The sequence below is a fragment of the Paenibacillus taichungensis genome, assembly GCF_050994985.1.
Classification (GTDB): Bacteria; Bacillota; Bacilli; order Paenibacillales; family Paenibacillaceae; genus Paenibacillus; species Paenibacillus taichungensis.
In genome coordinates this window covers 4,744,428-4,758,509 of sequence record NZ_CP194720.1, presented here as the reverse complement: position 1 = coordinate 4,758,509, position 14,082 = coordinate 4,744,428, and the positions used below count along the sequence as shown (strand labels likewise).

Below are 14,082 nucleotides of genomic sequence, written 5' to 3'. Positions count from 1 at the left end.
TGATTAGGACAAATGTTGTTTCTCGCTGATCCAGTAATGAAACCCGCCTTGAAAAAGCATTTTTTTGTGTTGTTCAATGTCGTGAACAGTTTGTCCCAGAATGCCGCATAAGTAGGAATTAAATGCTTCGAGATGCGAAATTCCCGAGTTAGAAGATGTTAGTCTGATGTTATATTGCTGAGCAATGTCTACATAGGAGTTCATCAATTGGGTATTGTATACATTATCATGTACACGTTCGCTTACAGGATGAGCTGGGTAGTTATGTTCCAGTGCTGCGGATATGTGGGAGAGGAAGCTGTTGTAATTTCCATGCACAGCATCTTGTTTCGTGTCTGTGAAGTCATCTGTCATCTGGAGAGTCATCAGTGCAATGTTGACGGCAGAACATACCGGAGTAATGCGACGCTCCTGTTCCAAAAGAAGGAGTGAGCCAGCAGCTCCAAGTTGAAGTGGGGCGGCTTTTTGGGCGATTAATAGCGGGCTTCTCTTGAAATAATCGATGGAATTCTCACCGGTGACGCTCATGGCCCAATCCTCCACATACTGTCTGAAATACGTCCAGAACGGGGAAGAAAGGCTGAATAGCTCTGAATAGGCACAGATCGCATCCACGTAGTAAAGATTACCCAGTGATAATTTCAGTGTTACATCTTCTGGCTGTTCGTCCATAACTTCATCCTGATTCAGAAAATATAGCATATGCAGGAGACAAGCAGTACTTAGTTTGTGTGCCTTCTCTGGAGGTAGACCATCTGAGAGCTGCATCCACAATGGAATAATGTAACCGATGTAGCTGTGACCTGAATCTCGTAACAACGGATTGACCGAATGAAGTTGTTCTAGTGCATGTTCTGACATTGGTTCAGGATATTTCTGTACCAGCTGCTCTGCTGCAGCGAACACCACCTCCACATCGGATCTAAACGGATCAAACCATTCTCTCCGCATCGTTTGGTTACGCCCTTCCCATAATAAAGTAATTAAGGACTTTTCGACTAGATCATGAAGTTACTTTCAGTATACCGGAAATGAATTGAAAAAAATAGGAGGTTTTGTGATGAATTGTGAAAAAAACAATGACATTTTGTATTTTTATGGCATAAAAAAGCGGAAGTTAGGCTCAAACTAAGAGAGCACAAGATTTTGACATATGAAAGGAAGAAGAGAAATGAAATACAGATGGAAAAAATGGGTGGCAGCCGGACTGGCAGCCGTATTTATAACAGCATCAACCGGCTATACGGCATCCGCTGATCCAAATGGATCTGTTGAAGATGGGGCTACACCATCCTCCTCCACAAACCAGAAGAAGCCATGCATGCAAGCAGGTCATGGCCTGTTTATGATTGGAGAAACCGCAGACCTGCTCGGTATTGGGCTCCGTGATTTAAAGGAACAGATGGAGCTTGGCAAAACGTTGACTCAGATTGCTAAGGAACGCAAGGGACTTAGTGAAAATCAATTGTTGGAGAAGCTGAAGCCTTCGCTCTCTCAGCGATTGGATAAAGCAGCCGAAGAAGGCTGTCTCACAAAAGAGCAGGCAGCAGCAGCCAAAGCAGGTATGGATACGAAGCTGAAGAAGGTAATCAACACACCACTGCGGGAGTTAAGACGTGAGTTCGCTCACCATGGCAACAGACATCCAATGATGGACAAGGGCGCTATTGCACGTTTTCTCGGCATCACCCCGGAGCAGCTCCATCAGCAGCTTCAAAGTGGGAAATCACTAGCTGAGATTGCTCAGGCAAAAGGCATCAGTGAAACGCAGTTGGTAGACAAGCTGAAGGAGCAGTTGACGGGTGACCTGAAAAGGTTCGTTAATCAGAAGGGCAATGCACATCAAGCTCCTGGTCCTCACGAACCTGTACCCGGTCGATCCGCTTCCACAGAAGTGAAGTAAGAAAAAAGCGTCTTCCACGAAGGGAGACGCTTCTTCTATATTCAACCAGGATTATCTGGTTTCCAGACTGCGATTTGCGCTAGTTGACGGATTACGCTCGGGTGAACTTGTTCTGATTGCAGAAACAGTATCATGCAAACGGGGACTTGGGCGTTTCTTCCGTTGTAATCCTATGGTGAAGCGAGAGCCAGGAAGTTGGGAAAGTCCCCAGCTGATTGCAAGAGACGTTGCCACGGTGACAAGAAACGAAAGCAATGTAATCGGTAGATGCCATCCGGTTAGCGTAAGTGGTCGGGTAATATACGCAATGCAGTAGATAACCAGTGCATGAACCAGATAGCCACCAAAGGAATATCGGCCAATCCACGTCAGGAGACGCTGAAATGGTGAATCTTTGCCACGCAGCAGTACAAGGAACCCATAGAACATGAACATCTGGGCCATGATGATGATGAATGTTGTTGGTTTCAGATAGGTTGATATATTCAGGTTAACGACATCACCCGATCCCCGCAGCACATCATACCCAAGCCACATGTACATGCCGATAAACAGACAGACCATCCAGGGCAATACTTTTGCGGTCCAACTTCTCCAACTATCCACTGACCAGGCACAGACTGCGCCCAACAAAAAGTAAAACCAGTACATAACCCATGAATAAGAGCGATACTGCAGCAAACCCGACCAAGGTTGGGGTAAGGAAGCTGTCCATCCGCCCATATCGTAGTAGGACCATTTCATAAGTAAAGTGTATAATGCCATCCCAATGAGAATCAGCGTGATGACGGATTGCATTGGGGTGAAGCGTGTAACTTTTTCAATACGTTTCTGAATGAACTTGGCTCCCGCAAGAAACAGGGGAAACAGAATATAGAACTGAAACACCATAATTACAAACCACAGATGATATCCTGTCTGGGGGAGAAAGAGTTCACGAACAAGACTACGGAAGTCTGGCATACCCGAACTCCAGAACTTTGGCGTGAATATCCGGACAAACAACCAATAGATGAATGTCCATACCACAAAGGGCACATAGATATCTCCAAACCGCTTACGGATAAACTTGGGGTAATCCGGTTTGGCATGACTATGATGATAGAACAGCATTACACCGGAGAGAAAGACGAATGTCGGTGTACCAAAACGAGTCAGATGATAAATCATGGTCAGCATGATGGAATCAGGTTGTTCAATATCAGCGCGATATATATATTCTGCAATGTTATGCTGCATCACAATAGCGAGAAATGCAAGGGCGCGCAGTTGAGTCCATTCCACGATTCGCGGTTTATTCACGTGTATTCCTCCTTCGTGTAACCGGAATTCATCATTTAAGGGTACCTGTTAAACATTAAGACTGCATTAAATGGGGGAAATAGGTACAAAAAAAGATGGCAGCAGCCATCTTTTAGTCGAAGTATCTTTGCGATACCTGCCTCATTTTGTTTCCATTCCATTTAGTTTAAGTCTTGTACTTTTGTTGATTCATCCTCTGAAGATTTTGCATCTTCCTCAAACAAATTCTGAATGTATGCTTGAAGTTTCGGTTTATTAACACCGAGTACCTGGGCAGAGCCTGCAAGCTCATTGGTAAGCAGCTTGTTAGGAGGGATCTGCTGTTTATCGATTTCATTCACGTTAATATCGAATCCGAGCGAAGCTAATTTTAACATCTGTGTTGGACTGAGGTCTGTCTCGATATATGGAGCGACAGCTTCCAATATTTCAGGAATCTTGAAGAGTGAAGTCGTGCTTTGCATCTTCTTGGCCAGCTCAGTCATGAAAATCCGTTGCCGTTCGGTACGCGTAAAGTCTGATGTGGCATCATGCCGGAATCGGACATATTGGAGGGCGGTCTTACCGTCCATATGCTGAAGTCCTTTTTTGAGATCAATATCGTACATATGTTTATCTGCTTTGCTGGTATAATACATGTCTTTCTCTACATCAATATCGATCCCGTCTACAGCATCAACCAGCGCCATAAATCCGATAAAATCGGTATACACGTAGTGCTGGATAGGGATGCCGAGCAAGTCACCGACCGTTTGTTTGGTTAATTCCGCTCCGCCGTAGGAGAAGGCCGCGTTGAGTCTGCTCTTTCCGTGTCCCGGAATATCAACATATGTATCACGCAGAACAGAGAAGAGATGGGCTTTCTTGGATACCGGATCAATGGAAGCGACCATGACCGAATCTGAACGGCCGGCATCATCCCCTCTGGTGTCACCTCCAAGCAGCAAAATGTTAACTCGTTCCTTCCCTTCCCATTTAGGAACAGGGGTGGTTGGAGTGTCCGTATTTTGGTTTGTGTCAGAAGTGGAAGTCTCGGAAGCAGTTGAGATGCTATTGGCAAAATGAACGATCGAGTATCCGTAATATACAATGACACCGGCTATGGCAAGTGCCAGGGTTAGGGATGTTCCCCATAACCATTTCTTAAGCATAATCTTCACCTTTCTATGAATGAACTATTATGTAACCCAAACTAGTTTAACAAAAAGTAAGAGAAATGTCCTCTTTGATTTCGAAAGTTCGGTTACTAGGCTACATGTTTGACAAATAGTTAGTGTATATTTATTATGTAAAAAATAATCGTGATTTGTGTAATGGAGGTATTAAACGACTGTTATGAATCAATCTGTATTTAATTGGATCAACCAGTTTGCTGATCGTATTCCGTTTCTGGACTGGTTTATGATTACATCCGCTGAATATGCCGTTTGGGTTATGATAGGGCTTCTTGTGATTGTGTGGTTTCTTGGCAACCCGTCGAAGCAACGAATTGTGTTTTATGCGTGTGTAGCTTCAATCGTAGCACTTGTTCTGGCAAAATGGGGAATTTCACCTGTGGTAGGTCATCCAAGGCCGTTTATGGAAGGCACGGTGAATCAACTGGTTCCGCATGTGCCAGATCCATCTTTTCCAAGTAAACATGCTTCCTTTGTATTTGCGCTAGCTGCAGCTTCGTTTTTTATTGGACGTCGCTTCGGTATGTGGATGCTGTTGCTTGCTGTGCTGACAGGAGTGTCGCGGGTTTATGTAGGTGTACATTATCCTGGGGATATCCTCGGTGGATTTATTCTGGGTAGCCTGGTCAGTGTAATCTTGATTGCTACGCGTAATTATACCAAGTCGATTCCTGATTTCTTCATTAACATTCATCGGCGGATTTTCCGTTAGAAATGGTTGAATATAGTAGGGATTGGAAGAGAAGTTTCGGATATGAAAGCCTTAAGTCTTTGGTGAGCCAAAGACTTAAGGTTTTTTTTGTGTTTATTTCGAAGTTAACTGAAATTTACAAAAAATCGAATTCTCATATATACAATTCATGACGATACGTGTCGATATACTATAAATATGTACTAGTTGAGGAGTGGGGAACATGAAAGATACGCGGGGAAACGTGAAGGGGAAATTGAGATTAACAATTCGAATGAAATTACTGACTGGATTTCTAATGGTAGTGGCTTTACTGGCTTTTGTAAGCATTTATGCGTTAACCCAAATTCATGATATGTCCAAAAAGGCCGATGAAATCGATAAGATGTGGATGCCCAGTGTGAGCCTGCTTGGGATGATGAATGGTGATATTTCGGACGTTGAGCGGCTTGCTCTTGCCGTAATTGTCGAAACAAATCCAACTGAAATCACCAAGATGAATGAAGTGTTGGAACAGCTCCAAGCCAAGATTGCGATTGAGCGCAAGGAACTGGTTTCACTCATCTCGGACAATACCGAAGCAGTGGCAATGTACAATACATTTAGCACGAACTATGAGGCGTATTTGGCGAAAATGCCGGAATTTATGAAATTGGGCATGGCTAACAATTACGAAGAAGCCAGCAGACTGCATTCAGAGGCCTATCCGTTATGGTATACAGCGAATGATACCATTGCCCAATTAATCACGATGGGGAACTCACTGTCGGATGCAGCAACGAATACATCGGTTGAGTCTGCTGAACAAGCATTTAATATTATATTGGGAGTCACTATTGTTGCTTTCCTGGTGGCCATGTTTATTGCCTTCTTCATTGCAAGCATCATCTCGCGTCCAATTCAGAAGATGAATGCAGCAGCGATGTTGATTGCAGATGGGGATCTGACCAGTGAGAAGATTGTTCTCAAGAACAAGGATGAGCTGGGAACGCTGGCCGATTCCTTCAATGTGATGACTGGTAACCTGCGGGAGATGATTCAATCTGTATCGATGACATCCGAACAGGTAGCCGCTTCCTCGGAAGAACTTCTCGCGAGTGCTGAGCAGAATACAAGGGCGTCGGAACAGATCTCCGAGACGGTTGAGGAATTGGCTGTAGGCACATCGGATCAAGTAGATATGGTGAAACGTTCTTCACAGGCGATGAGTGAGATGGCTCTTGGTTCGGAACAAATCGCTGAGCTTGCTCAAAGTGTATCCGTATCTGCTGTTGATGCAGCGAATCAGTCAGCCGAAGGAAATATGATTATTCAGCAGGCTGTTGAACAGATGGGATCTGTTCGCAACTCCATTGCATCACTGACAGAACTGGTTACAGGGTTGGGAGAACGTTCCGCAGAGATTGGTACCATTACCGAGGTTATCAACAATATTGCCCGTCAGACTAATCTGCTTGCATTGAATGCAGCAATTGAAGCGGCACGTGCAGGTGAGCACGGACGTGGCTTCGCAGTTGTAGCCGGAGAAGTACGGAAGCTCGCAGAGGAGTCTTCTACATCCGCGCAGCGGATTACGGATCTTGTCCAATTGATTCAGAAGGATACAGATCATGCCGTGCAGGCTGTGAAAGTGAACAGCAATGAAACGGAAGCCGGCATTGAGATTGTAACAGCGGCTGGACAAGCCTTTGAGCAGATTTCGGATGCAGTGAACAAGGTCGCTGGTGAAATCCAGGAAGTATCTGCAGGTTCGGAGGAAATGTCAGCAAGTACGAATGAAGTTGTAGGGTATGTGGATCAGATCTCTAACATCGCTGGAGAAGCAGCAGGTGGGGTGCATAATGTATCCGCAGCAACCCAGCAGCAGCTGGCTTCGATGGAAGAGATCGCTTCCTCCGCAGGTTCTTTGTCCAAAATGGCTGAAGAGTTGCAGGAGCAAATCAACAAATTCAGAGTGTAAACGATCCAAAAGTAGGGTGTTCAGACTGGATAGTACCATGGATCATCATGCAACCTGTAGCACGGGTTATTCAAAATATCAGGACTGTTTCTCATATTGCGTTCAAGCGATATGAGGGCAGTCTTTTTTGTCATATCACTACCCAAACATGTCACAACAATGTTATTTCAGAAGTCACCAGCGCTGATATTGCAACTGGAGCAAAAGGATATAATGGTAATTAATGGTGGAAATACATGGAGTCACACCATAGAAAGGAGCGGGTCATGACATCAGTGTAATTGGAAAATTACGAGACGACTATTGCAAAAGGAGATGAATGGTTGAAGATGAAGGGAAGCTGGTGGAGACGAATCGCTATCCTCGCGTTATCGGTAGGGCTACTGGCAGGAAGTACATCCATACAGGCATGGAGTGGTAAGGCAGATGCGGCTGCCGGGAATCATAACTATGCGGAGGCATTACAAAAGGCGGTTTATTTCTATGAAACACAGCGTTCAGGGATTTTGCCCGAAGACAATCGGGTGGAATGGCGTGGTGATTCTGGATTAAATGATGGAGCGGATGTTGGGGTTGATTTGACCGGAGGGTGGTACGATGCTGGAGATCATGTGAAATTTGGTCTGCCCATGGCCTATTCGGCTACGATGTTAGCTTGGTCTGTTGTGGAATACCGTGAGGGATACGAGCAGGCAGGGCAACTGGAGCAGATTAAGGATAACTTGAGATGGGCTACAGACTATTTTGTGAAAGCGCATACGAAACCAAATGAATTATGGGGACAGGTTGGAGCAGGCAATACAGACCATGCCTGGTGGGGCCCTGCTGAAGTGATGCAGATGAACCGTCCTGCTTATAAGATCGATGCATCCTGTCCGGGAAGTGAACTTGCGGGAGAAACTGCAGCTGCACTCGCTTCTTCATCCATTGTGTTCCGTGACAGTGACCCGGCTTATGCCAACAAACTGCTTCAGCATGCGAAGGAACTTTACAACTTCGCGGATACGTATCGAGGCAAATACTCGGATTGCATTACAGATGCTCAATCGTTCTACAATTCATGGACAGGTTACTATGATGAACTCGCCTGGGCAGCAACATGGTTATATATGGCGACAAATGATAGCGCTTACTTGTCCAAAGCGATTGCTACGGCGAATCTGTGGCAAGCGGATGGACAGAACGGGAACTGGGCCTATACATGGACCCAAGGCTGGGATGACAAACATTACGGAGCACAGATTCTGCTGGCCCGCATTACTTCGAGTCTGAACATGCCGGAAGCGACGCGGTTCATTCAATCCACGGAGCGCAATCTGGATTATTGGTCTGTAGGCACGAATGGACAAAGGATTAAGTATACACCGGGCGGGCTTGCCTGGCTTGATACATGGGGATCACTCCGGTATGCAGCGAATGCATCGTTTATTGCTTTTGTGTACTCCGACTGGGTCAGTGATCCGGTGAAGAAGGCGAGGTATCAGGACTTTGCCGTCTCTCAAATGAACTACATTCTGGGAGATAATCCTCGCCAAAGTAGTTATGTGGTCGGTTATGGTCAGAATCCGCCTAAGCACCCTCATCACCGGACCTCCCACAGTTCATGGACGAACAATGAAAATGTACCTTCAGAGCACCGTCACACGTTATACGGCGCGATGGTTGGGGGACCGGATGGAACGGATGCCTATACCGATTCCATTGGGGACTATGTCAGCAATGAGGTGGCAACCGATTACAATGCAGGCTTTACAGGCGCGTTAGCCAAAATGAATCTGTTATTCGGCCAGAATGATCAGCCCATCGCGAATTTTCCGGCTCCGGAAGTGAAGACAGATGAGTTCTTTGTCGAAGCTGCTGTGAAGGCATCCGGTTCCAATTACACGGAAATCAAGGCTCAACTGAACAATCGTTCAGCCTGGCCTGCGCGGATGGGGGATAAGTTGTCTTTTCGTTATTTCCTGGATCTGAGTGAAGTTTATGCTGCAGGATACACCGTTTCCGATGTCCATGTTACAACCGCATATGCCGAGGGGGCTACCGTATCCCAACCGGTTGTGTTTGATGCAGCGAAACGAATCTACGCTGTTACAGCGGACTTTACTGGAACCAAGATATATCCAGGCGGGGAAGGACATTATCGCAAAGAGGTACAGTTCCGCATTACCGGCCCGCAAGGCGCCTGGAATGCGAATAATGATCATTCATTCCAGGGCTTGGGCACAGGCAATGTGGCGAAGAGTGTATATCTCCCAGTCTACGATGCGGGAATACGGATATACGGTCAGGAACCAGGTGTTACATCGGTCGTCACTCCTGTTGCACCTTCGGGAGTGCAGGTTGTGTCAGGGAATGCTCAGGTAATCCTGAACTGGGTAGCATCCCCTGGGGCAGAATCATACACCGTGAAGCGTGCCGAGGTGAATGGCGGTCCATATACTTCTGTAGCGACAGGTGTGCATGGATCGACATACACGAACACGGGGCTCACGAACGGGAAAACCTATTATTATGTAGTGACGGCTGTTAATTCAGCCGGGGAATCTCCCGGTTCTGAACAAGCCTCTGCCACGCCACAGGCTGGAACATCGCTGCCTGGTGCACTGACATTAAGCGGTACTTCAGGCAATGCACAGTCGATTCTGACCTGGACGGCAGCAACGGGAGCTTTGTCTTATAAGGTACAGCGCTCAGTTGTAGGTGGTGCTTATACCGATGTGGCAACTGGGTTGGCAGTATTGAATTATATCGATGTAACAGCGGTAAATGGAACGGCGTACAGTTATCGAATCGCCGCTGTGAATGCGAGCGGACAGACGTTGTCCAACATCGTGACGGTTACACCGAGTGCGCCTCCGGCCACGACGGGCACGCTTGAGGTGCAATATCGTAACGGAGGGTCAGGTGCTTCCGGCAATGCGGTGGCTCCGCAGTTTAATCTAAAAAACACAGGCACTCAGGCGATTGATCTGAGTACGGTGAAGCTCCGATATTATTTTACCAAGGACGGTGCAGGCGATCTGACCTTCTGGTGTGATTATGCTCAGATCGGCACGGCCAATATTGAAGGCCAATTTGTCACGCTGACTCCGGCAAAGGGGACAGCGGATACGTATCTGGAGATCAGCTTCAAATCCGGGGCTGGCAGCCTGGCTGCTGGAGCGGAGACGGGCGTGATCCAGGGGCGCTTTTCCAAGAACAATTGGAGCAATTTCGATCAGAGCAACGACTATTCCTATGATGCAACTAAGACGGCTTTTACCGCATGGAATCAGGTAACTGGGTTTCAGGGAGATACGAAAGTCTGGGGTAGGGAGCCGTAACCTAAGGGAGTTCAACAGCAAGGGCAGGACCCGCAGTAATTCTAATTGAATTTCACCATTCCAGGGAGGTAAGTACATGTTGAAATCAGCTGCTAAAAAAAGTTTGTCTGCCATGCTAGCAGGCACCGTTATGTTAACCGGGTACACCGGCTTGTGGGCGGGTCCCCAAACGGTTTATGCCGAAGAGCAGACCATTGATGCTCAGGCGGACGGAATAAACGAAGCTCGATTTTTGCAATTGTATGATCAACTGAAGGACCCGGCGAACGGTTATTTTTCTCCAGAGGGCATTCCGTATCACTCGATTGAAACGCTGATGAGCGAGGCACCGGATTATGGGCACATGACGACATCCGAGGCATACAGTTACTGGCTCTGGCTGGAAACAATGTACGGTCACTATACGGGTGATTGGTCCAAACTGGAAGCCGCTTGGGACAGCATGGAGAAATACATCATCCCAGTCAATGAAGGTGACGGCAAGGAAGAGCAGCCTACGATGAGTTATTACAATCCGAACAGCCCGGCCACCTATGCAGCGGAAAAACCTTATCCGGATCAATATCCTTCTGCCATTAATGGTCAATATGCTGCCGGAAAAGACCCACTTGATGCCGAGTTGAAAGCTTCCTACGGCAACAATCAGACATACCTGATGCATTGGCTGCTGGATGTGGATAATTGGTACGGCTATGGTAACCTGCTGAATCCGAATCATACGGCAGCTTACGTGAATACATTCCAGCGTGGGGAGCAGGAGTCTGTGTGGGAGGCCATCCCTCATCCTTCCCAGGACAATAAAACGTTTGGCAAAACGGGCGAAGGTTTCATGAGCCTGTTCACCAAGGAGACCCAGGCGCCAGCAGCCCAGTGGCGTTATACCAACGCAACGGATGCTGACGCACGTGCGGTACAGGTACTGTATTGGGCGAAGGAGATGGGCTATACCAATACAGCGTATCTGGACAAAGCGAAGAAGATGGGTGACTATCTGCGCTATGGGATGCACGACAAGTACTTTCAGAAGATCGGAAGTGCCAAGAACGGTACACCAACTGCCGGTACAGGCAAAGACTCTAATATGTATCTGATGGCGTGGTATACCTCATGGGGCGGCGGCCTTGGCGAGGGTGGGAACTGGGCTTGGCGGATTGGAGCCAGTCACACGCATCAGGCTTACCAGAATCCAGTGGCAGCGTATGCCTTATCTGATCCGGAAGGCGGCCTGATTCCAAAATCAGCAACTGCCAAGGCAGATTGGAATGCATCGTTGAAGCGCCAACTGGAATTCTACACTTGGCTACAGTCTCACGAAGGAGCGATTGGAGGGGGAGCGACGAACAGTTTTGATGGCGCTTACAAAGCTTATCCTACTGGAACCAGTACGTTCTACGACATGGCTTATCAGGAAGCTCCAGTATATCGGGACCCGGACTCCAACACGTGGTTTGGTTTCCAGGCTTGGTCGTTGGAGCGTGTAGCTGAGATGTATTACATTCTTGCCGAGAGCGGGGACCTCAGCTCTGAGAACTTCCAGATGGCCAAAAAAGTCATTACCAAGTGGATTGACTGGTCCAAGGATTATGTGTTTGTGGATGAACGTCCAGTTACAGATGCTGAAGGATATTATTTGAATGCGGCAGGTCAGCGTATTCTTGGTGGTATCAATGCACAGGTTGCAACTACACCTGCACCAGGCGAATTTTGGATACCAGGCAGCCAGGAATGGCAGGGGCAACCGGATAAATGGAATGGGTTCAGTTCCTTTACGAATAATCCTAATTTCCATGTGGTAACCAAAGATCCTGCTCAGGACACAGGCGTACTGGGGAGTTATATCAAAGCCCTGACGTTCTTTGCTGCAGGGACTCAAGCCGAAGGAGGCGTACTCAGTACCAATGGACAGGAAGCCAAAGATATGGCCGAGAAACTGCTGAATACAGCCTGGGATTACAATGATGGTGTGGGAATTGTCACCGAAGAAGTCCGTAAAGACTACTTCCGCTTCTTCGCCAAAGAGATCTACATTCCGGCGAACTGGACGGGAACCTTCGGGCAAGGGAACACGATACCGGGTACAGCTGGCGTACCTTCTGACCCCGCCAAAGGTGGTAATGGCGTATACATTGGTTACTCTGACCTGCGTCCGGCCATCAAGCAAGATCCGGCTTGGGCTTATCTGGATAATCTGTACAAAACGTCTTATAATCCAACAACGAAAAAATGGGAAAATGGCGCACCAACCTTTACGTATCACCGTTTCTGGTCACAGGTAGATATGGCTACCGCGTATGGAGAATATGATCGTCTCCTGGGTGAAGCCGGAAGCCCAGGAATTCAGGTGCCGGGAGCTCCAGCTGGTCTGACAGCTACAGCAGGCAGTGAACAGGTTGTTCTGAACTGGACAGCATCCACTGGTGCCGCTTCTTACACGGTAAAACGTGCAGAGGTAAACGGTGGCCCGTATACTTCCGTAGCAACGGGGGTTACTGGCTCGACCTTCACAGATACAGGACTGACCAATGGCAAAACGTACTATTATGTGGTGACCGCAGTGAATACGGCAGGTGAATCTGCACCTTCTGCTCAGGCATCTGCAACACCGCAAGCGGGAACATCCATACCGGGAGTGTTAACCCTTACAGGAACGGCAGGCAATAATCAGGCTGTGCTAACATGGACCGCATCAACCGGGGCTGCAAGTTACAAGGTACAACGCTCGGTTGTGGGTGGAACCTACGCCGATCTGGCTACAGGTCTGACGGCACTGACATACACAGATGCCACGGCCGTGAACGGTACCGAATACAATTACCGAGTGGTGGCAGTGAATGCAAGCGGTCAGACCTTGTCCAATGTAGTGACGGTGACACCCACAGCGCCTCCTGTAACGACAGGTGCACTTGAAGTGCAATACCGCAATGGTGGTTCAGGGACGTCAGGCAATGCGGTGACCCCACAGTTCAATATCAAGAACACAGGCACGACAGCAGTGGATCTGAGCCAGGTGAAGGTGCGGTATTACTTTACAAAGGATAGTGCATCCGATCTGAGTTTCTGGTGTGATTACGCTCAGATTGGCAGCGCCAACGTTGAAGCTCACTTTGTGACGGTAGATCCGGCTAAAGGGACAGCGGATACGTATCTGGAGATTGGTTTCAAATCCGGGGCAGGCAGTCTGGCTGCCGGAGCAGAGACGGGAATTATCCAGGGTCGCTTCTCGAAGAACAACTGGACGAATTTTGATCAGACCAATGACTATTCTTTCGATGCTTCCAAAACGTCCTTTAGCGCCTGGAATAAAGTGACCGCTTATATTGGCGGAGTTAATGCTTGGGGGATTGAGCCATAATCGATTTATATTGAGACACAGTACAGCCGGGGAGAGATCTCCGGCTTTTTTGTGATAATTGTGGGATTACAGGTACTCATAATCGGGAAATGAACCATAGTAATGTTTACCAAATATAGAATTTAAATATTAAAATGTAGGTCGTATGGCGCATGTCCTAAGTGATGCTCGGTTTAGGTCTCATTTCTGCTTAAAACGAAGCACAGCAAATAGTTACAATAATTTAACCTTTGAAAAAGAAGAGATTTGCGGCAGTTTTAGCCAACTGATGTGAGAGGTATCCCTGATTCTTAGTGCTCAAGCCTGCCTGATCGAATACAGGACTTTGGACTGATGATCGTTATGGACAGCCCGTTTTACAATGGGGCAAGCCCGG

General features: G+C 47.4%; 8 protein-coding genes. 5 read left to right on the top strand and 3 right to left on the bottom strand.

Annotated features, from left to right (window positions below; all coding sequences use genetic code 11):
- Positions 1 to 3: 3 nt before the first annotated feature.
- Complete coding sequence (locus ACR1R9_RS21510) at positions 4 to 951, bottom strand: hypothetical protein (protein ID WP_433922765.1); 948 nt, start codon at positions 949 to 951, stop codon at positions 4 to 6.
- A 220-nt stretch (positions 952 to 1,171) separates the two neighbouring features.
- On the opposite strand from ACR1R9_RS21510, the gene ACR1R9_RS21505 reads away from it, so the two are divergent.
- A complete protein-coding gene (locus tag ACR1R9_RS21505) occupies positions 1,172 to 1,903 on the top strand; it encodes a hypothetical protein (protein WP_310852129.1) in 732 nt (243 codons plus the stop codon).
- Positions 1,904 to 1,954: 51 nt separating this feature from the next.
- On the opposite strand, the gene ACR1R9_RS21500 is transcribed toward ACR1R9_RS21505, so the two are convergent.
- Both ACR1R9_RS21500 and ACR1R9_RS21495 read right to left on the bottom strand, forming a co-directional pair.
- Positions 1,955 to 3,205 carry an acyltransferase gene (locus ACR1R9_RS21500; RefSeq protein ID WP_310852130.1) on the bottom strand — a complete coding sequence of 417 codons (1,251 nt, stop codon included), beginning with the start codon at positions 3,203 to 3,205 and terminating at the stop codon, positions 1,955 to 1,957.
- A gap of 161 nt (positions 3,206 to 3,366) precedes the next feature.
- Positions 3,367 to 4,356, bottom strand: coding sequence for an LCP family protein (locus tag ACR1R9_RS21495; RefSeq protein WP_175383619.1), 990 nt, complete (start codon positions 4,354 to 4,356; stop codon positions 3,367 to 3,369).
- Between the two features lie 184 nt (positions 4,357 to 4,540).
- On the opposite strand from ACR1R9_RS21495, the gene ACR1R9_RS21490 reads away from it, so the two are divergent.
- From ACR1R9_RS21490 to ACR1R9_RS21475, 4 genes are all read left to right on the top strand, one after another.
- Positions 4,541 to 5,092, top strand: coding sequence for an undecaprenyl-diphosphatase (locus tag ACR1R9_RS21490; protein WP_076290195.1), 552 nt, complete (start codon positions 4,541 to 4,543; stop codon positions 5,090 to 5,092).
- 202 nt (positions 5,093 to 5,294) lie between these two features.
- Positions 5,295 to 7,031, top strand: coding sequence for a methyl-accepting chemotaxis protein (locus ACR1R9_RS21485; RefSeq protein ID WP_231952684.1), 1,737 nt, complete (start codon positions 5,295 to 5,297; stop codon positions 7,029 to 7,031).
- A gap of 329 nt (positions 7,032 to 7,360) precedes the next feature.
- Positions 7,361 to 10,354, top strand: a complete 2,994-nt coding sequence (locus tag ACR1R9_RS21480; protein WP_433923669.1) for a glycoside hydrolase family 9 protein — start codon at positions 7,361 to 7,363, stop codon at positions 10,352 to 10,354.
- Between the two features lie 76 nt (positions 10,355 to 10,430).
- Positions 10,431 to 13,706, top strand: coding sequence for a glycoside hydrolase family 48 protein (locus ACR1R9_RS21475; RefSeq protein ID WP_433922766.1), 3,276 nt, complete (start codon positions 10,431 to 10,433; stop codon positions 13,704 to 13,706).
- Positions 13,707 to 14,082 lie beyond the last annotated feature (376 nt).